We start from the raw sequence: 21,424 nt of genomic DNA on the forward strand, positions 1-21,424 counted from the left end.
AAACCCAGTAACAGTGAAATATCCATTATATTTAATTGCGGTCTTTGTCTGCCTAATTTCATGTAGCAAAGATCTATCCCCGGCCGAACAATTTGAAGAAGATACCAAGCTTATTGAAGAGTACCTCTTAGCCAATAATAAAAAAGCCCAAAAAACACCTGAAGGCGTATACTACATCGTAGAAAAAGAAGGAAGTGCCGAAAAACCCAAACTAACCAGTACTGTCACGGTAGGGTACAAAGGGTATTATTTGGATGGTGGCACTTTTGATTCTAACGCAAAGACATCCTTTCCATTGTACGGGGTGGTTGCAGGGTGGCAGATCGGTATTCCCAAGTTTGGTAAAGGCGGTAAAGGAGTTTTATTAATACCTTCAGCATATGGATATGGCCCAAAAGGGAACCAAAACATAGGACCCAACACTGTTTTAATTTTTGATATCGAAGTTTTTGATTTTTGATCAGATGATATCATTCAGAAAGATGATGGTATTGGGATTGATAGCAATTCTGTCATGCTCTGATCTGGAAGATGAAGACAGGATTACAATACTCAATTATCTCGACACACGCAATCTCATATCAACAGATACATCCGGAGTTCATGTAGTTATCACAAAACAGGGTGACCAAAGCAGGCCTGCAGAAAATGCCACTATCTTACTATCCTATAAGGGATACTACACAGATGGAGTAGTTTTCGATCAGTCCCCGCAGGAAAAAAAGGTAACTCTAAAACTTTCTTTTGCTCTGAAGGGCCTGCAGTTTGGATTGGGAAAATTTGGGAAAATGTCAGAGGGTTCAGTCATAATACCTTCCGGCATTGGATATGGTTCCAATCCACCTTTTGGAGTACGTAAAAACGCTATTCTGATCTATGATGTGAAAGTAGAAGATTTTTAATTAGTTCAAGTGTATCCCAATTTTGCACTAAAATTGTTTAAACTGCCCGCTACCCTCATTCACTGAAGGGACGTCCCACCCTTTAACTCTTATCTACTAGGATAATACACTAAATTTGAAACTTAAAAATTATATAATATAGTGCAATTTTGAGATACACCCATTAGTTCTACTTTGTGCCTTTATTAATTCTACTTTGTTAAATTACCCGGACTTTCTGGTTGATTGGAAACTGTTGGGTAACCCAACAGTTGTGACCCTAATTTACCCATACATTTATCTTTATCTATCAAAAATTATCAGGTTACCAGTTGATTACATTGATGAAAGTGTAATTGACCTAGATTTTTGAAGGTGACAAAGTAGAATTAGGAGCCCTGACGGATCTTATCAATAGTAATTATATGTCCATAAATATATTTTGTTTAACTTTATTTGTTCATTTGTTAAACAATATATATCTTTGTATCAAATTTTAAATATTATGTCAACGATAGAATTTAGCAACAACCTGCACATCCTTACAGATTCCTTAAATGCTTTTGCTTATAGCCTTACAAAAAATAGTGAGGACGCAAGAGATTTGTATCAGGAAACCGCTTTCAGGGCTTTGCACAATCAGGAAAAGTTTAGACCTGAGACAAATTTTAAGGCCTGGACATTTACTATCATGAAAAATATATTTATCAATAATTACAGGAAAAAAGTGAAGTCCAACACTATACTTGATCACACTGATAATACATTTTTTCTAGACAGTGGTACTGAAAAAGTTACTAATGACGGAAGCCGAAATATGCTGATGAAAGAGTTAAACAATATGATTGATTCTCTTGATGATACTATCAGGATACCGTTTATGATGCATCATGAAGGGTACAAATATAATGAGATAGCTGAGCAATTTGATCTGCCGTTAGGGACAGTAAAAAGCCGGATATTTTTTGCAAGGAGAGCCTTAAAAGATATGATTAGAAAGAGTTATGGAGACATTTATTTAGTTAAGTCCATGATAGCGTGACATAAATATGCTCTTAGAGTTTGTTTAAATGAATAAAAGTGATCAATAAGGTCAAAATTAATTAAAACCATTCTAAATAAAATGCATTGATTATGAGCGACTTTGGTATGGGGTTTTTAATTTTAGTATTTTTTTAACACTATTCTGACGAACTTTTATTGTTAGTTGTTCAATAAAATTGTACATTTGTTGCAACAAAAAAGTTTTTGGCATGTCGACGCTGGAATTTGATAAAAAATTTGAAATTCTTACAGATTCGTTAAATGCTTTTGCCTATAATCTTACAAAAAATACTGAAGATGCAAGAGACCTTTATCAGGAGACTGCTATAAGGGCTATAACAAATCGAGATAAATTCAGACCTGATACCAATTTTAAAGCCTGGACATTCACGATAATGAAAAACATTTTCATCAACAATTATCGTAAGAAGGCAAAGTCAAATACAATCATAGATTCTACTGATAACCTGTATTTTATCAATTCAGGTAGTGCTATTATTGAAAATGATGGCGCAAGAAATATTCTCATGGACGAACTAAATGGTATGATCAATTCTCTTGAAGATAGTATCAGGATTCCATTTGTAATGCACTATGAAGGATTCAAATATCAGGAAATAGCTGATGAGTTCAATCTTCCTCTCGGTACAGTAAAAAGCCGCATATTTTTTGCAAGAAAAGCATTGAAAGATATGATTAAGGAAAACTATGGAGACTATTCTTTGGTAAGATCATTGTCTGCATAGAGTTTCTCTTTTAAAATAATTTTTTTTGGAGGTCATGATTTATTTTATGACCTTTTTTTGTGTCAAAAATTTTAACATCTTCTTTTTACACTACCGATATTTTTAATGAATACAGGACAATTTTCTCTTCATTTGCTGGAATGGTGGTCAGAAAATAAAAGGTCATTGCCTTGGAAAAATCAAACTGATCCATATAAAATCTGGCTCTCTGAAATTATCCTGCAGCAGACAAGAGTTGAGCAAGGCACACCATATTATCATAGATTTTTAAATTTATTTCCCGATGTCAACGCTCTGGCAGATGCTACTACCGATCAAGTCATGAAAGCCTGGCAAGGCTTGGGATATTACACCAGAGCAAGAAATCTTCATCAGACTGCAAAACAAATAGTTGATCTTCATCACTCAGTTTTTCCCCAAGATTATCATGGTTTGCTAAAGTTAAAAGGTATAGGACCATACACAGCTGCTGCGATCGGATCATTTGCATATGAGTTGCCTTATCCCGTCGTGGATGGAAATGTGATCAGATTGGTCTCCCGTGTCAATGGCATCACAAAACCAGTAGACACAAAAGAAGTATTAAACGAGATTTACTTATTTGTACAAGAGGCCATACGGCATACAAAACCTTCTGAGTTCAATCAGGCACTGATGGATTTTGGAGCTTTGGTATGTATCCCCGGGAAACCCGATTGTATCAAATGCCCTATGAATGAATATTGCGTAGCATATCATCAGGGTTTGGTCCAGAGCATTCCGAATAAATCAAAAAGAGTACAAAAAGTTATCAGATATTTCCACTATTATGACATACAGGATACATCAGGCAAAACTATCATAATACAAAGAACTGAGAATGATATCTGGAAAAATCTATATGAATTGCCTATGATTGAATCTGCCGAAGAAGCCACACCTGACAGAGACGATATTACCGGATTACTGCTCAAAATATTGCAGGAAAATGAGATAGGGGCTACTCCTGTCAAAGTGATACGACTCAAACAAATATTAACGCATCGTATTATACACGCAGATTTCCATAAAATATCACTAAATTGTACGTTTGGAGAAATAAAACAACCATATTGTTTGGTAGATAGCCAAAAAGTATCAAACTTTGCATTTCCAAAAATCATCACTTTCTACCTGGAAAACAATTCCGGTAGTAAAAACTATTGATCACAATAATTTAAAATAAATCAACCTATGATAAATAAAGTCACTCTTGTAGGTAATCTTGGCAGAGATCCGGAGATAAGAACACTGGAAAATGGTACGAAAGTTGGTACTTTTACACTGGCTACCAATGAAAATTACAGAGATAAAAATGATACATGGCAGACTGTTACTGAATGGCATAATATCGTAGTGTGGAGACATCTTGCTGAAAAAGCTGAGCGAGAACTAAAGAAAGGAAGTCTTGCATTTATAGAAGGTAAAATCACCCACAGAAAATATCAGGATAAAGAAGGTCATGAAAGAACCATTTCTGAAATTGTGGCTAATACTCTTTATTCATTGGAAAAACGTGAAAATAAAGGCGGTGGATTTTCTACCTCATTTCCGGGAGTAGAAGACGATCCTTTCAACAAGCCTATTAACGCCCCTTCCTCTACCAGTGCACCATCAGCAAATCAGGATGTGCCTCCTGCTGACGACTTACCATTTTAAAGCCGATGCAGTTATTTATTAATTAAAATGTAAATTTTGGACCCTGAGCCCAGTTTGTCTTTTATAGCTTTTCAAAGTGTCGTCACTGAGCCATCAGGACAACTTTTGATTCCTTTTTTAATTTTTATCGTCCTCATCATTTGTTCCGGGCTTATCTCATCGTCTGAGGTAGCTTATTTTTCATTGGGAATCAAAGACATCAAAGATCTTGAAGAACAAAATTCTCCTTCTTCAAAAAGAGCATTACTACTCAAAGAGAAACCAAGATACCTTCTGGCTACTATATTGATTGCCAATAACTTTGTAAATGTGGCCATTGTTATTGTAGCTGATATTATTGTAAAAATATTTTTTGGACCTATTACATTATTGTCTATAGGAACGTGGCTTCACGACAATATTTTTTATAGCTTAACCACACCTGAAGCTATTGCAGGAATTTTCCATTTTCTTATCACAGTAGTGGGTGTGACATTTATATTAGTGCTGTTCGGTGAGGCAATGCCAAAAATATACGCCACACTGAGCAAACATAAGATAGTACATCTGATGTCAGGACCGCTGACGTTTTTGATGTGGTTGTTTAATCCGATAAGCAGAATATTGGTAGGATGGTCGTCAAAAATGGAAAAAAGGTTATCTGCCAATAGTAGTCAGAACCTGACCAGCAAAGAAGATATAGACGCTGCCATTGACCTTACTATGACCAATGATACTCCTCACGCTACTCAGGAAGCAGATATATTGAAAGGTATTGTCAATTTTGGAGATACTTCTGCCAAACAAATCATGCATCCGCGCATGGATATTGTGTATGTTGATGTTGAGAATACCTTCAAAGAAGTCATGAAAATAGTAAAGGAATCCGGCTACTCCCGACTCCCTGTCATAAAGGAAGATCTGGATAGTATATCAGGCATCCTTTACGTAAAAGACCTGCTGGCATATACTGAAGAAGGAGATCAGTTTGAATGGCAAAAGTTGATAAGACCCTCGGCTTTGTTTGTACCCGAATCAAAAAAGATAGATGAATTACTAAGAGAGTTTCAGCTCAAGAGGATGCATATGGCAGTCATTGTAGACGAATACGGAGGTACAGCGGGAATTGCTACTCTTGAAGATATCATGGAAGAAGTAGTGGGAGACATCAAAGATGAATTTGATCAGGAAGAAGATGTGGATTTTATCAAAATCTCAGACAATAACTATATCTTTGAGGGCAAAACACTTCTCAATGATGTATGCCGTATCATTGGTGTCAGTGCAGGATATTTCGATGATGTGAGAGGAGATGCAGACTCATTGGCTGGTTTGATACTTGAGATAGTCGGTGCTATACCTAATTCAGAAAAAGAAATTACTATCAATGATACTACACTAAAAGTTGTGACCGTTACTAAAAGAAGAATTGAAAAAATAAGCCTATTTATCCATGCTTAAATCCAAAAATCTTTTTTTATTATTATTGTTATTCATATGGAGTGGATGTGATGATGAAGCAATAAAACTTCCCAAAGCCAGAATGTATCCAAAGGTGGTTTATCCGGAAAAAAATATGACGGCCTTTGATACTTCGTTATGCAATTTTACATTCAGACTTCCTGATTATTGTAATATAGTACAGGATTCATTTATTTTTGATGGAAAACCCAGTCACCCATGCTGGTTTGATATACAAGTTCCGGCCTTAAATGCCAGTATTCATTGCAGTTATTATACCATTACGAAATCAAAAACGCTTTCCGGGCTTATAAATGATGCTTTCTATATAGCCGGCAAGCACAATATAAAAGCCAATTACCGTAAAGAATCCATCATTGATACTCCGCAAGGTATCAAAGGTGTACTGTTTGACATTGAAGGGCCTGTGGCGAGTCCGGTACAGTTTTACCTTACAGATGAAAAAAATCATTTTTTCAGAGGTGGGATGTATTTTAACAGTAAGGTGAATCCTGATTCAACAGCGCCAATGCTTCATTCATCAAAGCAGATATCGATAGCTTGATTTCGTCTTTCAAGTGGAAGTAAATGCTTTTTTGAGTTCAAAAAATAAATTTACAGATTCATAGTTTTTCTGACAATTAATAAAATTTGAAGTTATGCTTTTCAATATTGATCCAACTACCACTGCTTCATGGAAAAAACTGACAAAACACCATAAGGCGACAAAACATATCACTATTTCAGAATTGTTCAGTCAGGATAAACATAGATTCGAAAAATATTCAACTACTTTCGATGATATCCTGGTAGATTACTCCAAAAACAATATTTCTGATGATACAATGAAACTTCTCCTGAATCTGGCAAAAAACTGCAAGCTCAGGGAAGCGATCTCTGCTATGTTTGATGGAGAAAAAATCAATGTCACTGAAAACAGAGCTGTACTGCACACTGCTCTTCGCAACAAATCAGGACGGCCGGTAATGGTCGATGGAGTGAATGTGATGCCGAAAATAAAAGAGGTAAATGAAAAAATGAAAAAATTTTGCCAGGAGGTTATCTCCGGCAAATGGAAGGGATATACCGGCAAACCCATCACAGATGTAGTCAATATAGGTATTGGTGGTTCGGATTTAGGACCCGTGATGGTCACTGAAGCTTTAAAACCATACAAAACAAGGTTAAATGTTCATTTTGTGTCCAATGTTGACGCGACTCACATCGCTGAAGTCACTTCAAAACTTGATATGGCTACCACACTTTTTCTCGTTGCTTCCAAAACATTTACCACACAGGAAACTATGGCAAATGCTTTTTCTGCAAGAGATATATTTCTACTCAAAGCAGGTGATGAACAACATGTCAGTAAACATTTTGCAGCACTATCTACCAATACTGCTGAAGTAGTAAAATTCGGGATTAATCCTGCCAATATGTTTGAGTTCTGGGATTGGGTAGGTGGCCGGTATTCACTCACTTCAGCCATAGGCTTATCTATAGCATTGGCGATAGGATATGACAATTTTGAAAAATTACTAACCGGGTTTTATAAGATGGACAGGCATTTCCGCTCAACTCCTTTTGAAAAAAATATCCCTGTGATCCTGGCATTGATAGGAATATGGCACACCAACTTCAATGGTGCCGCATCAGAAGCTATTTTGCCATATGATCAGTACCTGCATAGGTTTGCTGCGTACTTTCAGCAAGGAAATATGGAAAGTAACGGCAAAACCACTGACAGAAACGGAAATAGTGTCACTTACCAGACAGGACCAATCATCTGGGGTGAACCGGGTACCAATGGCCAACATGCATTCTACCAGCTTATCCATCAGGGAACGAGATTGATTCCATGTGATTTTATAGCACCGGCTTTGTCACATCATCCTATTGGAAATCACCATAAGCTATTATTATCCAATTTTTTTGCCCAAACACAAGCTCTTATGACCGGAAAATCAAGAGCTCAAGTCATGGAAGAATTTGAAAAAGCCGGTAAAAAACCGGAAGAATATCTGCCGTTGGTACCTTTTAAAGTATTCGAAGGCAATAGATCTACCAATTCTATTCTTGTAAAAAAAATAGATCCCGAAACTCTCGGCAAGCTCATCTCCATGTATGAACACAAGATCTTTGTACAGGGTATCATATGGAATATTTACAGTTTTGATCAGTGGGGTGTGGAATTAGGCAAACAACTTGCAGGAAACATCATACCTGAACTGGATAAAAAAACCGAAACCACGGCTTTTGATAGTTCTACCAATGGACTGATCAATGCATGGAAAGCATTTTTATAATTGTACTGCTGATTTTTTTTGATTAAAGACAATAATCCTCATTTTTTTATTCCGAATATTCCATTTGGGGTACATCAATAAACTTCGATTATGCACGAATGCGTATATTTTTATGCATTGATGCTTTTTTGTTCACGCAATTAGCAAAGGTATAGCTTTACAATCTGAGAAAGTCCTAACTTTAAAGACAAGCTTCGTGTTACCGCTTTGGGTATACATAAACTTCGACCTTACTCTAAATCCGTATTTTGATTAAACTAATTTTCGCAAATCAATTTATTTTGAGTATAAAATACTTATTTTTGAGATTTGGAAGAAAATGAGTGCTAAAGTGAAACAAAATAATTTTTTCGAAAACCTGCAGAACTTATGTCTGACTCTCCACAATACCAATCCATAAAAGAATGGTCCGTCGATGATCGACCCAGAGAAAAAATGATGACCAAAGGCAGGAAATCTCTGTCGGATTCTGAATTATTAGCCATCATCCTTGGTTCAGGGTCACCGGGTGAATCAGCTGTAGATTTGAGCAAGCGCATCCTTCGTGATTACAATAATAATCTGAATGAACTTGGCAAAATCACCATCAAAGACCTTGTCAAAAAGTACAAAGGCATCGGTGAAGCCAAAGCTATCAATATTATAGCAGCACTTGAACTCGGCAGAAGGAGACAAGAAACCGACCCAATGCAGCGGGCGGTCATCAATTCAAGCAAAGATTCTTTTAATATTTTGTATCCGATAATTGCCGACCTACCCCATGAAGAATTCTGGATTTTACTCTGCAACAAAGCCTGTAAAGTGATACACTTACAGTCCATAGGACGTGGTGGTATAGCAAGTGTTGTAGTTGATGTAAGGATCGTTTTGAAATGTGCCTTAGAACACCTGGCTACATCTATAGTGCTATGTCACAACCATCCTTCCGGCAATCTGAAACCTTCAAATGAAGATATCAAAATCACCCATAAGCTCAAAGAAGCAGCGACTCTGTTTGATATTACTGTGATGGACCACCTGATCATTGGAGACATGGAATATTACAGTTTTGCTGACGAAGGTTGTTTATGATATGTTTGAAACCACAAAACATGCTGCACAAAAATCTAAAGGACAATACATATGTAATAGCTCAATTTACCCTATTTGCACTATTTTTTCTGAATCCTGAATTGACAGGCTTGGAGCTTTGTACATTCCTAAAGTTACCGGCGCTGTTGCTTTTTATTTCAGGTATCGTTGTATGTATCGTTTCCATCCTGCAGCTCAATCATAATCTGACTGCATTTCCTACTCCAAAAGAAAGCGCCAGACTTTATACCGGAGGCCTATATAAATATATCAGGCATCCTATTTATACAGGAGTGATCATGATTTTTTTTGGCATGAGTTTGTATTGGAGTTCGGTATACCAGCTAATGATTACGACGGCATTGATTGTCCTTTTTTATTATAAGTCAGCCTATGAAGAGGAACAACTAACCAATAAATTTTCTGAATATAAAAGTTATAAATCACATACCGGAAGATTTTTTCCCTGGTTGTAATAGGAAATTATATAAACCACCTTGTAAATATCAATATCAGGCAAAGTACCATCAATGTGTAATATATATGCACTCCGTAATCTTTGTTTTCTTCAATTATTTTATTTTTTAGAATCAATGTTGAAATAAAAAATAAAGAAAACGTCACAATTTCAACCCACTTATTGTCGGATATTATGTTCATCATCACGACAAGTAAACCTATGATGATCGGGATTGCTGTATATTTTTTATTTAACACCGAAAGCTGTTTTTAAGAGTTCTTCCTGCTGCTGATCATGTACTTTTTTAAATCCTGTTGCCGGAGATGCCGTTTCATTTCTGGCAATTACTTCTATAGGATCTTTTCTGAAATGTTTCATCAGGTAACTCCATGCACCCATATTAGCAGATTCTTCTTGTACCCAAAATACTTCTGCTTTCCCATACTGCTTGATGATGGATCTGATCTCAGCCTCAGGAAGAGGGTATAACTGTTCGATCCTGACTATGGCTACATCACTGATATTGTTGTTTCTTCTGTATTCGTCAAGTTCGTAATAGACCTTACCACTGCAGAAGAGCAATCTCTTCGCTTTTTTTACCTTATTATCAGGGATCACTTCCATAAATGAAGTTTTACCCGTACACTCTTCTATGGTACTCACGCATTCGGGATGCCTTAACATGGATTTAGGAGACATGTGGATCAGCGGTTTTCTGTATGGCAATGCCAGCTGTCTTCTGATCATGTGAAATAAATTGGCAGGCGTAGTCACCTGACATACCAGCATATTGAAGTTAGCACAGTTCTGAAGGAATCTTTCCATCCGTGCACTCGAGTGCTCCGGACCCTGACCTTCCATACCATGTGGCAATAACATGATTAATCCGCTCATCCGCTGCCATTTGCTTTCTCCGGCACTTATAAATTGATCAACTATCGTCTGAGCCCCATTATAAAAGTCTCCAAATTGTGCCTCCCAGATCGCAAGATGATCCGGAGATGCCTGCGAATATCCGTACTCAAATCCCAATACCGCAAATTCTGACAGCAATGAATTGTAAATCAGGTATTTGCCTTTTGCACCATCCATGGTATTGAGCCTGTTGTATCCTTTATTGGTTTTTTCATCAAAAAAGACAGCGTGTCTGTGAGAAAATGTCCCTCTTTTGACATCCTGTCCGCTCATTCGAACATTTTTGCCTTCCAGCATGATAGAGCCATAAGCCATCAACTCGCCGAATGACCAGTCAATCAAACCTTTGTCCAAAAGCTCCTGTTTCGATTTTTGGAGTCTTTTGATTTTGGAATTGGGGTTGAAGTCTTTTGGCAGGTTCATCAGGTGGGACAGGATTTTATCAGCACCTTTTTTGCTTACACCTGTGACAGGATTGACCATATCAGCGGTATCGATGGTTTTTTTGAGCTGTCTCCAGTGTTGTTCGGGCTCCTGATACTTGTAAGGAAGTACTTTTTGTTTGACCATATCCAACCTGTCCTGAAGTTCGGACCAGAAAGATTTTTCCAGTTCTTCGCCAACTTTGGCATCAACATCTCCTCTCTCAATCAATTTTGCAAGGTAGATTTCCCGAGGGTTTTTATGAGCGTCGATAAGTTCATACATGGTAGGTTGGGTGAATTTAGGATCGTCCCCTTCATTGTGACCATGCCGACGATAACACACCATGTCTATAAATACATCGTTGTTGAATTTTTGTCTGTATTCAATAGCCAATTCTGCTGCAAATACCACTGCTTCAGGATCATCACCATTGACATGAAATACAGGTGCCTGCACAATACTCGCTGCAGCTGTACAATATGTGGATGAACGTGCGTCGTCAAAATCGGTGGTAAAACCTATCTGATTGTTGATGACAAAATGTATGGTTCCTCCTGTATAGTAACCGTCCAACTGACTCATTTGAGTTGTCTCATACACAACTCCCTGACCTGCTACCGCACTGTCACCGTGTATCAAAATGGGTAAGACCTTGTCATAATCTCCCCCGTAAAGTACATCCGCCTTGGCTCTTACAAATCCCTCCATGACCGGATTGACCGCTTCGAGGTGTGAAGGGTTAGGAGCTAGTTTGAGATTGACGACTTTACCTGATGGCATGGTGATTTGTGATGAAAAGCCCAGATGGTATTTGACATCTCCGTCTCCAAAACTCTGATCCAGGATGGCCGTACCTTCAAACTCATTGAAGATCTGATCGTATGTCTTGCCCAAAGTATTGGCCAGGACGTTGAGCCTTCCGCGATGCGCCATAGCCATGACTATCTCTTCCACTTTGTCTTCGGTAGCTTTTGAAATGATGGCATCCAGTGCAGCAATTGTGGTTTCACCACCTTCCAGAGAAAATCTCTTCTGACCTACGTATTTGGTATGAAGGAACTTTTCAAAAATGACCGCCCCATTGAGTTTTTTGAGGATTTGTTTTTTCTTATCCAAAGACAATCCATAACTGCCGTCAAACACTCTGCTTTCGATTTTATCCCTCATCCAGAGACGTTTTTCTCTGTTTTCAATATGGCCATACTCTACTCCGAGATTGCCACAATAGATCAGACGCAATCTGTCCAATATTTCTGCCAGTGTAGCATTTTTTAACCCCATTTCATTTCCTGCCATGAAAACCTTATTGAGGTCTTCATCAGACAGGTGGTGGTCACTCAGATCGAGATGGGGTTTTCTGTCCTTACGTGGTTTCAGCGGATTGGTGGTAGAAAGAAGGTGTCCCCTGCTCCTGAAGCCATAAATGATGGACATCACACCAAATTCTTTCTCTGAGAGATTGGAAGATATTTGTGGTTTAGCATCTGTATCACTATGCCTATTACCACTGAATTCAAAGCCATCAAAAAACAAGCGCCAGCCATCATCCACAGAAGACGAGTCCTGCTGATAGCTTTTGTACATGGATTCTATAAAACTCGGGTGTGCATTAAATACGTAAGAATAATCTTTCATTTGTCTATTAAAATATGATATGTCCGGGTGATTAACTAATTAAAGAATTAAAGGTCAAAAGTATAAAAATTAAATATTTCTATGAACTGTTTTGACTTGCTTTTACAACTTCATGACAAAAACGGTGCAAAATGGTTTGAAATAGAGATATTTATATTTTTTTGGAAAGAATATTATTTACTTCAGATGAAAAAAATATACTTTCGTACAGCCTTAGTAAAATGAAGTAAGTATCCAAATATTAAAAAAACTCTTTAGTGCGAAAGGGGTTATGCTTCTCTAGTTTCAAATTAATTCAATATGAGATTTTATTTATTATATATACTATTGATATCCTTCTTGCCAAATGAAGGAGCGTGTAGTCAGTTTAATATATCCTCAGATAGTGACACTACCAAAATCAAAAATCAAATTTTAGCCTACCCGGTCGTTTTTTATTTGCCTGAGACTAGATGGGGTTTTGGTGCAGCCGGTTTGTATAATTTTAGATTTGGAGATGAGCCGTCAGAGTCAAATCCTTCTCAGATTCAGCTTATTGCGTCTTACACACAAAATAAACAACTTATTTTTGTGATGCCATATGAGCTTTACAGAAAAAATAATACCTGGAAAATAAAAGGCGAGTTGACTTATTTCAGATATCAGTTCAATGCTTACGGTGTAGGTTTTGATACCAAGGCTGAAAATAGAGAAATATACAAAGCAAATGCCCCCAGAGTGCGCATTGATGTATTGAAAAGATATAAAAAAACATTTTTGGGAATGCGATTTGCTTTTGATAGATTTTCAATGGATGAAATCAAACCAAATGGTATCCTGGAACAACAATCGCCCGTAGGATTGAATGGAGGAATAAATGCCGGTATAGGGATGTTAGCTCATAATGATGAAAGAAATTTTATTTTTAATCCCACAAAAGGACATTATGTAGAATTGGAGAGTTTTTTATCAAATAAAGTCACAGGGAGCGATTTTAACTTTTTTAGATTATTTGTCAATGCGTCTAAGTATATCAAACTTGGGGAAAATCATACCATAGCTGGTAATATTAATTCAGTATTTATCCAGGGCAGTCCGCCTTTTTTTGATATGCCTTTTTTTGGTACTCCACGTATCATGAGAGGATATCAGGATAGAAGATTTATGGACAAAAACATGCTTGTATTACAATCAGAATATAGATTTCCATTATATAAACGTCTGCAAGGCGTGGGTTTTATATCCACAGGAACAGTAGGGAAAACTTATGCTTCATTATTCTCATATCATTATCAATTGGCTTATGGAGCAGGTCTAAGATTTATTATCAATAAAAAAGACCGTGTACGAATAAGGCTGGATTATGGCCTTACACCTTCTGAAGGTGGTGCATTTTACCTTACCATCAACGATGCTTTTTAACAATCCTTAATTCATTATCTCTTGATTTTTGAAATGGTTTTACCTATGGATTTTGTGGGTTTGTCCATATCTTTGGTGGCAAAGTCAATGGCTTCTTTTATCAATGCTTCGACTCCTGGGTTTCTGTAATCTTCTATTTTTTTGATATCGATGTGTCTGATCAAATTTCCTGTGCCAGTAAGGAGTTTATGTGGATCTTTTAAAAGCCTTCCTTTATTAAATCCCAGATTCATGTGGTTGGTGTAAATAGGTAGCATACAAAATGCATCTGAGAGTCTTTCCGAAATAGAAAAAACTGCTGTCAAGGCATGAGTATGATACAACAGTTCGTTGCAGTCAGGGTACATTTCCAAAATGTAAAGCCGCAAGTCGCAAAACAAATCTATAACTTCTTGCCCTTTTAAATCCAGAATGAACCGGAAATCCGTATGAATCGGTCTTATAGTATTCATCTCGCTGAATGATCATATTGCATACCACAAATCAAATTACCTTCAGTGTTCAAAAACTTTGCAATGTAACCTATACATGGAATAGCTGTCTTTAACATTAAGATCTGTCCTCCCTTGTTTTTTACTTTTTCTATAGTATCATCAATGTTTTCGACACAAATTGTACATTCTAATCCAATTATTTTTTCGGGAACAGGCGAATACTTTCTGGATTGAAGTGCCCCTATCAATTCTCCAATTTTGGACTTGTCGGATTTTATTTGTAGAAAGTCATCAGGTCCATAGCTGGTGAAACCCCATTTAAAAACCCCTTCATAGAATTTTTTTGCGCGTGCCATATCGTCAATGTGGATTGCAAAATGAGTCAATTTGTTGTTCATTTCCCCCTTATTTTAGTTGTGACAGTGTCTTTTTTAAGCTGCTTGTTTAAAGGCAGGCTGTATAAATTCACCAATTTTCCCACCAAAAGTAGCCCAAAATGACTGATAAAGAAATGTTTTTAACTATTTTTATTACCAAACCTTTATCTTCTGCTTACCACTTCTACCAATCTCGAATGGCCCCGGCGAAGGATTTGCTGTGTACCTTTTCTTACCAAAATAATCAACATCCATCTTAAGTGGAGTTCCATCGGCATTCTCGAAAGGCAGATTCGGGATGATGGCCTTTCCTAAAATGCCGGTGGTAATTATCATTCGTTTTTGCTTTGTAACCCATTTTTTATCCAGATTTAGTTCCAGATAGCAAGCTGCATTTTCTTTTATCAGTTTGATATCGGTATCAAAGTATTAAAAATTGCTTTTTCATAGCAAAAGTATTTATTCTAAAAAACCAAATATTTTGAAATTGTGCATGTTTCAACTCTTACACTCTTTCTGTCTTAATATTCTCCATTTTTACCTTCAAAATTACTAAAATACGATTGATTTTTAGCTGTTTAATAATGTTTTTATCTACCGGTTTTTAAAAATTAATGTACTTTTGATGGATGATTAGATTTTCTGCATTTTTTATATTCTTATTCTTTACTTTTTCTGTCCATCCTTTTGTCGATGCACAACAGATCATATTGGATGACTCCTTTACAGACTGGCAAGGTAACAATATTGCTTCCTTTAAAGACAAAAGTGGAGATGGAAATACCAGTGGCATTGACTTCACAGATGTGAAAATAAGCAATGATGATGCCTTCCTGTATGTCTACTTTGACTTGAAAAAAGAAATCAACCTTCAACAAAATAATTTTTTGGCGCTGTATGTCGACATCGATAATCAAGTGTCTACAGGATTGAACATTTCTGGTATTGGAGCAGATTTGGTATACTTTTTTGGTCCGAGAAATGGTAAATATTATTCCGCCAATCAATCCATTTCTGTATTTCATAATGATATCGGTCTGATTTCGTCACCTACTGTTACGAGCCATCAGTTTGAAGTGGGTATAAAACGCAGTTTTTCTACCGGTTTGGGTACAGGAAAGATGGGTGATAAAATCAGAATACTCGTCTCGGATGAAAATGTGGCCGGAGACAAAGCACCGGACATATCCGGAGGCTACACCTATACGATGGACAACAACAGGAAGTTTACACCTGTTCCATTTAGCATCCAAAAAGAAAAAAAGGAGTATTTGCGGATCCTGTCATACAATGTATTGCGTGATCGTATGTTTTTACCTCAATATGCATCGGCCTATGAAAGGGTATTTAAGGCTATCACTCCGGACATCATAGGTTTTTGTGAGATTTATGATAATACATCTGCTCAAACGGCGGCATTTGTAGAAAACATTCTTCCTTCATCAGGATCACAAAAGTGGCACCATGCCGCTTTAAATCCGGATATCAGGCTTGTAAGCCGGTATCCTATTTTGCAATCAAGAAGTCTGGATGGAAATGGGGCTTTCCTCCTCGATCTGGGCTACAGCAAGCTGGTGTATATTGTAGCACATTTGCCTTGTTGTGAAAACGACCTTCAGCGTCAACAGGAAGTGGATAATATTATGTCTTTTGTTAGAGGTATACGTTTTGGTATTTCTTCGTTTCAGGTACCTCAGAATACACCTATCATTATCTCCGGAGATATGAATTTTGTGGGACAAAGACGTCAGCCACAGACTTTTATGACAGGTGATATTATGGACAATGGGAGATATGGCCCGGATTTTCAACCGGATTGGGATGATTCTGATCTGAAGGATGCCACTCCTCTTACCACCAATACTTCATCCGCCTTCACATGGTACAATGGACAGGGGACATTCAGTCCAGGTAGATTGGATTATTTTTTTTATACAAATTCTGTTATGGATCTTAAAAACAGTTATTCACTCTGGACTCCTTCTATGACCAATGCCCAGTTGGTAGCATCAGGACTCAGGAAAGGCGATGTTGAAGATTGTTCTGATCATTTACCAGTAGTGTGTGATTTTTTTATCAAAACCAATGCATCATCTTTGCAAAACACAGAGAGTAATGATGATACGTATATCACCTGGGACGGTGTGCATATCATAGCAAGGAGTCAGAAAAGCGGCAGGCTACAATTGTACGATATGTCAGGCAAAATGATTTTTGATACAGAGGTTGCAGGCATTCAAATTGAAACAGCTGTTACTTTATCTTCACTTCTTGATTCAGATGGGCTGTACCTTTGTCAGCTGGTAATGCCTGAAAAGTTGTTGAGAAAGAAGATTGTGTTTTTTAAGTAGAGATTTAAAAATAGCATTTTAGAGATCAAAATCATTTTTTGTAATGCAGTGGAAGCAGTTACGCATTCCGTTGACGTATTACCTTAAAAGGGTGTATCCCATTTTTACACTTAATGTGTTTAAACTGCCCACAACCCTCATTCCCTAAAGAGCCTGTCAAGCTACGCTTGAGACGTCCATCGCTTAAACACCTGATTACCTGGATATTTCACTTAATTAAAAATTTTAATGAAAAATGCAATTTTGGGTTACACCTCCTAAAAATAAATTACAATTCAGCAATCTTCTTCTGAATAAATGACTTTATCTCAGCAATACTATTGATGATGACGACATTATCAGGTAAGGTCAGGTCCTGACTTACCGTTTGAAATCCACTGATAATGATTTGCTGTTCAGGGGCGTTTTTGGCAAGTTCATTGATATAAGGCTGTAAAGGTGACTCCGCAAAACTATCATTGAAAACTGTAAAAATATATGAAGATTTAAAAATGTTTTTACCTTCAAGTACATCTATCAACGGTGTAGATGTTCCCAGGTTGATCACCTTTGCTTTGCTTTTGAGTAGTATATATTCCAAAAATAAAAGACTCAATTCATGTGAATCATTTTCAGGTAGATATATAAGACATCTGATGTCTGAAAAGCTTGCATTTTTTGAGAGCTTATCAATTTGGACAATGGTCTTTTTCCGGATGATGTTGCTTACAAATGTTTCATGTACGCCTTTCACAGACCCCGCAACCCACATCACACTCAGTTTGTCCAATAATGGATATACGATATCATTCATAGTTTCTTCAAATCCTTTAGACTGGATCTGATAATCGATGATGATATTGAACTTCACCTCATCCAACTCAAACATAGAAAACATCAATGCATCTATCTGATCCTCAAATGCGGTATCTACTTCTGTGACCTCCGCAACTTTTTGTTTGATCGAGTCAGAACTCATTCCAGCAATCTTGGATATTTTTATACCCTTCCTGTTGAGTAAACTGATATTAAGGACATTTTGCAGATCACGGTCATTGTAATACCTGATATTGGTATCTGTACGGCAAGGTTTGATGATACCATATCGCTTTTCCCAAATTCTCAGAGTATGGGCTTTTACACCAGAGAGATGTTCGAGATCTTTAATAGAATAAGCAACCATGGATATTATTTAGGCCTGATGTATATGGACTTAAAATCGAGAGTTAACAAATGTTGATATAAAAAGTTTATTGGCTTCATAAGTTTGTTGAAAATTTACAATACTACGAATCACAATAGCAATCAATGCACAAAAATTTTATTGACTACTACACTATCTTTAGAAAAATCAATATATAATTGTTCTGATGATTCCAAAGGCCCTTCAATGACGATTGAAAATAATACTTCATCTGATTTATGCAAATCTGAAACAAAATAGCTAAAATCCTTAACAAATGTTTCAACTTTTGTATAAGGCATACCACTCAATAATAAACTATCCAAATTTTTGAATTCATTATAAGAGTTGTTACAAGAAAAAAGCAAAAATAGATAGCCTATTAAAAAGATTTTAATTTTCATTTTCTATTTATTAAAAAATTTCCAACTGAATTTACAAAATTTCCTCCCCTTGCTGGCGCAAGTTTGTAACTTGTGCCCCTTACTCTATTGTTATTAATAACAAAACACATAACCTTCAAGACTCATAGGTCTTTCTAATATTTCAACATCCGAAACGCCTTTTGTTCCTAAATAATCTCTGGCGCTACTATGTAAATAATGGTCGGCTTCACTCACTATACCTGCCACAACAGGGTTATTATGTACATAATCTATCTTCTGAAACGTAACAGCAGGACTAAAAAGTTCAATAGGGTGATTATCTTGTTGCCAAAATTGAAAATCTTTATTATTGCTTTTATTTTGTCCTGAACTTCTAAAAATATTTAACATCCATTCTTTTCTACTTTCAGTGGGATTGTTTACTATAGCTTCGATGAGTTTTTTGGAAGTGAATTTTTTAAGATCACGCAAAATATCTGAATGGCTATAAAGGCCGGATTTAGAAAACACCAAATGTGCATGATTGCTCATCAAACACCACGTATGCAAGTTTAATCCTTTGTTTTGTTGACAATATTTTATGCTCTCGATAAATATTTCAATATAGGTGAGCCTAGTGCTACAGGAACAAAATAAGTACCTATAAAACTTGATCTTATTCCCAATATCAGCGTTGAAAAGCCTCTCCATAGCTATTGCTATGTCTGTGTTTTTCGCCTTGATCTTGAAAATAATCTACTTCGTTTTATTATGTACTTACTTCATTCCTGTAGCACTAGTAAAAACATCTACCCATGATACCGTTGCAAAACTTACAAAGTATATACCATCATTATCTATAAACTTGTATTTAGTGCTCACTTTCTTTTATATTTAAAGATGTATTTAGATATCATCAAAATTCTTACCAAAAACCTAAAGTCTATAAGGCGAAGGCTGTTTATAGGCACAAGTTACAAACTCGCGCCAGCATGGGGGATACTTTTATCTCAGGTACAAAGATACAAGATAATATCATACAAAAGCCACACATCTTTTGAGTTTGTGTGGCTTTATTATATGACAAGTCATTTTGACTCCATCTCATGGCACAGCCACGGTATCACTTAGAAGTAGACAATACTACACATAGCTGGGCGGTGTTGATACTGGCTACTCTGTTATTACATATAAACATGTAAAAAAACCACACAACATTTTTAATTTCTGTTGTGTGGCTACGAATTATTCAATGCTCTCTTTAACAAAACCATGACAAACCTACTGCAACTGTCTGTTTAGTATATGATTAGTTCAAGTGGGTTTCACTCCATTCTTTACTTATAACCCAGCGATACAAGTCATATATTTTAACATCATATTTTAAATCAACCTTTGGTTTGAAAAGCCTTTTTATCTGGGCTAAAATATTGGCTTCGCCCTCCCAGTCAAAATATTTAGAGTATTCAAATTTTTTTGTACTTAAATTGTATTTTGATATCAATTCATCAAGCAATTCAACTACATCATCCCCGTCAATTTTTAAATCTTTATTAATTGATGAATTTAATTCGATTTTACTCTTTTTCAAACCACTAATTTTAGAACAGATATCTATGATATTATTTAGAATATCTTGATCAATGTTATTTTCTATTGATGACATTATTGTATATATTTTGAGTGTTATAAAATGTCATTCCAATATCATAAGCCAGTGTTGCCCATCCAATTGGGCCTGCTATTCTTCCTAAAAATCGACCCAAGACTTTTGTGTATCTAACCGAACCATTTTTAATATGAGTTGGAAGTTTCATTGGCATTTCTTGTGGTAATATTTTTGAACCATATTTTGATGCATAAGATGTTTTATTACCAGATCCTAATGCTCCTGGCTTTTCTATACTTGGAAAAGAACCATCTAATGCTGCTGCTAATGCTACTAAATCTTTGATTCCAAATTGCTCCATCGCTTGATCTAATAAAATTGCACGATAGAGATCACCTTCTGTTTTATATTCTTTTCCATTATACTTGCATGGACATTCACTAACTAATTTAGATGCAACATCATGCAACGCATGATTAAAAGCCCCTACAGCTATCCCTTGTCCAAAACCTTGCCAGAAGTTGCCACCACTTATTGCAGAACCAATACCGCCACCAAGTCCACCACCGAGGATCTGATGTCCGCCATTACCTCCTAAAGCATCTATGCCAGAGCCTATACCCGATGATATACCTCCACTCAATGCTCCCTGCCAGAAACTTCCTCCTTGAGCAGCTGATATACCGCCCTGGGTAGCCGCATGTGCACCGGCTCTTAATAACTCATGTCCAAATGAACCTGTAGCTCCGAATGCTGCTCCCACACCAAAACTTGCTGCTGCTCCTATGCCACCCCACAGTGCTGCCTTTCCCGCTCCTGAAAAGAAGTTTTGACCATTTGATACATTACTGAGTCCATTACTAAATACTCCTGTTGCTGCTCCTATAGCTACTAATGCCAAGAAAGGTAAGTCACCGTCCGGATCACTATAGCTAATCGGATTATTCCCCATGGCACAATATGGACTCATATCCATCATAGCCTCAGCCTCAGGATCTACCTGATACCATCTTCCTAATATAGGATCAAGTCCACGATAGAAAGCAAAGTCAGACTGGAAGGCTTCAACGCGTTGGCCGCCCATCCCGCCAAAAGGCGGGTTCCTTCGCTTGGACGCCACCTGT

Annotated in this window: 22 protein-coding genes and 1 pseudogene; 13 read left to right on the plus strand and 10 right to left on the minus strand. The window is 36.8% G+C overall.

All coding sequences use genetic code 11. The features are described 5' to 3' along the window. The first annotated feature begins 13 nt into the window (after positions 1-13). The 11 genes from IPK35_02370 to IPK35_02420 all read left to right on the plus strand — a co-directional run bounded on the left by IPK35_02370 (position 14) and on the right by IPK35_02420 (position 9,641). Positions 14-460 (plus strand): FKBP-type peptidyl-prolyl cis-trans isomerase, encoded by a 447-nt coding sequence (locus IPK35_02370; protein MBK8052142.1) that lies wholly within the window; start codon positions 14-16, stop codon positions 458-460. A 4-nt stretch (positions 461-464) separates the two neighbouring features. Then, the gene (locus IPK35_02375) at positions 465-902 is read left to right on the plus strand and encodes an FKBP-type peptidyl-prolyl cis-trans isomerase (GenBank protein MBK8052143.1); all 438 of its coding nucleotides are present in this window, start codon (positions 465-467) and stop codon (positions 900-902) included. Between the two features lie 484 nt (positions 903-1,386). After that, on the plus strand, positions 1,387-1,923 hold the full coding sequence (locus tag IPK35_02380) for an RNA polymerase sigma factor (GenBank protein MBK8052144.1): 537 nt from the start codon (positions 1,387-1,389) through the stop codon (positions 1,921-1,923). A 211-nt stretch (positions 1,924-2,134) separates the two neighbouring features. Continuing rightward, positions 2,135-2,671 (plus strand): RNA polymerase sigma factor, encoded by a 537-nt coding sequence (locus IPK35_02385; GenBank protein ID MBK8052145.1) that lies wholly within the window; start codon positions 2,135-2,137, stop codon positions 2,669-2,671. 105 nt (positions 2,672-2,776) lie between these two features. Then, positions 2,777-3,856 carry an A/G-specific adenine glycosylase gene (mutY, locus tag IPK35_02390; protein ID MBK8052146.1) on the plus strand — a complete coding sequence of 360 codons (1,080 nt, stop codon included), beginning with the start codon at positions 2,777-2,779 and terminating at the stop codon, positions 3,854-3,856. A gap of 27 nt (positions 3,857-3,883) precedes the next feature. Continuing rightward, positions 3,884-4,348: a single-stranded DNA-binding protein gene (locus IPK35_02395; GenBank protein ID MBK8052147.1), complete on the plus strand. Its 465-nt coding sequence runs from the start codon at positions 3,884-3,886 to the stop codon at positions 4,346-4,348. A 36-nt stretch (positions 4,349-4,384) separates the two neighbouring features. Then, positions 4,385-5,788: a gliding motility-associated protein GldE gene (gene gldE / locus IPK35_02400; GenBank protein ID MBK8052148.1), complete on the plus strand. Its 1,404-nt coding sequence runs from the start codon at positions 4,385-4,387 to the stop codon at positions 5,786-5,788. After that, a complete protein-coding gene (locus tag IPK35_02405; protein ID MBK8052149.1) occupies positions 5,781-6,353 on the plus strand; it encodes a hypothetical protein in 573 nt (190 codons plus the stop codon). The genes gldE and IPK35_02405 overlap by 8 nt, the downstream gene beginning before the upstream one ends. A 94-nt stretch (positions 6,354-6,447) precedes the next feature. Then, positions 6,448-8,094: a glucose-6-phosphate isomerase gene (gene pgi / locus IPK35_02410; GenBank protein MBK8052150.1), complete on the plus strand. Its 1,647-nt coding sequence runs from the start codon at positions 6,448-6,450 to the stop codon at positions 8,092-8,094. Between the two features lie 369 nt (positions 8,095-8,463). After that, a complete protein-coding gene (gene radC / locus IPK35_02415) occupies positions 8,464-9,165 on the plus strand; it encodes a DNA repair protein RadC (GenBank protein ID MBK8052151.1) in 702 nt (233 codons plus the stop codon). Between the two features lie 20 nt (positions 9,166-9,185). Continuing rightward, the gene (locus IPK35_02420) at positions 9,186-9,641 is read left to right on the plus strand and encodes an isoprenylcysteine carboxylmethyltransferase family protein (GenBank protein ID MBK8052152.1); all 456 of its coding nucleotides are present in this window, start codon (positions 9,186-9,188) and stop codon (positions 9,639-9,641) included. A 230-nt stretch (positions 9,642-9,871) separates the two neighbouring features. Here IPK35_02420 and IPK35_02425 read toward each other — a convergent pair whose 3' ends face one another. Further along, positions 9,872-12,601, minus strand: a complete 2,730-nt coding sequence (locus IPK35_02425) for a 2-oxoglutarate dehydrogenase E1 component (GenBank protein MBK8052153.1) — start codon at positions 12,599-12,601, stop codon at positions 9,872-9,874. Between the two features lie 300 nt (positions 12,602-12,901). On the opposite strand from IPK35_02425, the gene IPK35_02430 reads away from it, so the two are divergent. Further along, positions 12,902-14,002 carry a BamA/TamA family outer membrane protein gene (locus IPK35_02430; GenBank protein MBK8052154.1) on the plus strand — a complete coding sequence of 367 codons (1,101 nt, stop codon included), beginning with the start codon at positions 12,902-12,904 and terminating at the stop codon, positions 14,000-14,002. A 14-nt stretch (positions 14,003-14,016) separates the two neighbouring features. On the opposite strand, the gene IPK35_02435 is transcribed toward IPK35_02430, so the two are convergent. The 3 genes from IPK35_02435 to IPK35_02445 all read right to left on the minus strand — a co-directional run bounded on the left by IPK35_02435 (position 14,017) and on the right by IPK35_02445 (position 15,149). After that, the gene (locus IPK35_02435; GenBank protein ID MBK8052155.1) at positions 14,017-14,454 is read right to left on the minus strand and encodes a DUF1801 domain-containing protein; all 438 of its coding nucleotides are present in this window, start codon (positions 14,452-14,454) and stop codon (positions 14,017-14,019) included. Continuing rightward, positions 14,451-14,834 (minus strand): VOC family protein, encoded by a 384-nt coding sequence (locus IPK35_02440; GenBank protein MBK8052156.1) that lies wholly within the window; start codon positions 14,832-14,834, stop codon positions 14,451-14,453. Before IPK35_02440 ends, IPK35_02435 begins: the two co-directional genes overlap by 4 nt. A 132-nt stretch (positions 14,835-14,966) precedes the next feature. Continuing rightward, the gene (locus tag IPK35_02445; protein MBK8052157.1) at positions 14,967-15,149 is read right to left on the minus strand and encodes a hypothetical protein; all 183 of its coding nucleotides are present in this window, start codon (positions 15,147-15,149) and stop codon (positions 14,967-14,969) included. A 293-nt stretch (positions 15,150-15,442) separates the two neighbouring features. Here IPK35_02445 and IPK35_02450 point away from each other — a divergent pair, with 293 nt between their 5' ends. Next, positions 15,443-17,164 (plus strand): hypothetical protein, encoded by a 1,722-nt coding sequence (locus IPK35_02450; GenBank protein MBK8052158.1) that lies wholly within the window; start codon positions 15,443-15,445, stop codon positions 17,162-17,164. Positions 17,165-17,432: 268 nt separating this feature from the next. Here IPK35_02450 and IPK35_02455 read toward each other — a convergent pair whose 3' ends face one another. The 6 genes and pseudogenes from IPK35_02455 to IPK35_02480 all read right to left on the minus strand — a co-directional run bounded on the left by IPK35_02455 (position 17,433) and on the right by IPK35_02480 (position 21,420). Continuing rightward, positions 17,433-18,326 (minus strand): MerR family transcriptional regulator, encoded by an 894-nt coding sequence (locus IPK35_02455; protein MBK8052159.1) that lies wholly within the window; start codon positions 18,324-18,326, stop codon positions 17,433-17,435. 122 nt (positions 18,327-18,448) lie between these two features. Then, entirely contained in the window at positions 18,449-18,730 is a 282-nt protein-coding gene (locus IPK35_02460; GenBank protein ID MBK8052160.1) for a hypothetical protein, read from the minus strand. Between the two features lie 93 nt (positions 18,731-18,823). After that, positions 18,824-19,402, minus strand: coding sequence for a transposase (locus IPK35_02465; protein MBK8052161.1), 579 nt, complete (start codon positions 19,400-19,402; stop codon positions 18,824-18,826). 87 nt (positions 19,403-19,489) lie between these two features. Continuing rightward, a pseudogene (locus IPK35_02470) lies at positions 19,490-19,573 on the minus strand (transposase). Between the two features lie 427 nt (positions 19,574-20,000). Continuing rightward, positions 20,001-20,357, minus strand: coding sequence for a DUF1493 family protein (locus IPK35_02475; protein MBK8052162.1), 357 nt, complete (start codon positions 20,355-20,357; stop codon positions 20,001-20,003). Beyond that, positions 20,338-21,420, minus strand: coding sequence for a hypothetical protein (locus IPK35_02480; GenBank protein MBK8052163.1), 1,083 nt, complete (start codon positions 21,418-21,420; stop codon positions 20,338-20,340). The genes IPK35_02475 and IPK35_02480 overlap by 20 nt, the downstream gene beginning before the upstream one ends. Between the last annotated feature and the right edge of the window lie 4 nt (positions 21,421-21,424).

It is taken from the genome of Saprospiraceae bacterium (assembly GCA_016713025.1).
Taxonomy (GTDB): domain Bacteria; phylum Bacteroidota; class Bacteroidia; order Chitinophagales; family Saprospiraceae; genus OLB9.

Bases quoted from the DNA above. Each gene is read 5' to 3' on its own strand.
- IPK35_02375 (MBK8052143.1), top strand. From the start codon at position 465: ATGATATCATTCAGAAAGATGATGGTATTGGGATTGATAGCAATTCTG.
- IPK35_02380 (MBK8052144.1), top strand. From the start codon at position 1,387: ATGTCAACGATAGAATTTAGCAACAACCTGCACATCCTTACAGATTCC.
- IPK35_02385 (MBK8052145.1), top strand. From the start codon at position 2,135: ATGTCGACGCTGGAATTTGATAAAAAATTTGAAATTCTTACAGATTCG.
- mutY (MBK8052146.1), top strand. From the start codon at position 2,777: ATGAATACAGGACAATTTTCTCTTCATTTGCTGGAATGGTGGTCAGAA.
- IPK35_02395 (MBK8052147.1), top strand. From the start codon at position 3,884: ATGATAAATAAAGTCACTCTTGTAGGTAATCTTGGCAGAGATCCGGAG.
- IPK35_02405 (MBK8052149.1), top strand. From the start codon at position 5,781: ATGCTTAAATCCAAAAATCTTTTTTTATTATTATTGTTATTCATATGG.
- pgi (MBK8052150.1), top strand. From the start codon at position 6,448: ATGCTTTTCAATATTGATCCAACTACCACTGCTTCATGGAAAAAACTG.
- radC (MBK8052151.1), top strand. From the start codon at position 8,464: ATGTCTGACTCTCCACAATACCAATCCATAAAAGAATGGTCCGTCGAT.
- IPK35_02420 (MBK8052152.1), top strand. From the start codon at position 9,186: ATGCTGCACAAAAATCTAAAGGACAATACATATGTAATAGCTCAATTT.
- IPK35_02425 (MBK8052153.1), bottom strand. From the start codon at position 12,601: ATGAAAGATTATTCTTACGTATTTAATGCACACCCGAGTTTTATAGAA.
- IPK35_02430 (MBK8052154.1), top strand. From the start codon at position 12,902: ATGAGATTTTATTTATTATATATACTATTGATATCCTTCTTGCCAAAT.
- IPK35_02435 (MBK8052155.1), bottom strand. From the start codon at position 14,454: ATGAATACTATAAGACCGATTCATACGGATTTCCGGTTCATTCTGGAT.
- IPK35_02440 (MBK8052156.1), bottom strand. From the start codon at position 14,834: ATGAACAACAAATTGACTCATTTTGCAATCCACATTGACGATATGGCA.
- IPK35_02445 (MBK8052157.1), bottom strand. From the start codon at position 15,149: ATGATAATTACCACCGGCATTTTAGGAAAGGCCATCATCCCGAATCTG.
- IPK35_02450 (MBK8052158.1), top strand. From the start codon at position 15,443: ATGATTAGATTTTCTGCATTTTTTATATTCTTATTCTTTACTTTTTCT.
- IPK35_02455 (MBK8052159.1), bottom strand. From the start codon at position 18,326: ATGGTTGCTTATTCTATTAAAGATCTCGAACATCTCTCTGGTGTAAAA.
- IPK35_02460 (MBK8052160.1), bottom strand. From the start codon at position 18,730: ATGAAAATTAAAATCTTTTTAATAGGCTATCTATTTTTGCTTTTTTCT.
- IPK35_02465 (MBK8052161.1), bottom strand. From the start codon at position 19,402: ATGGAGAGGCTTTTCAACGCTGATATTGGGAATAAGATCAAGTTTTAT.
- IPK35_02475 (MBK8052162.1), bottom strand. From the start codon at position 20,357: ATGTCATCAATAGAAAATAACATTGATCAAGATATTCTAAATAATATC.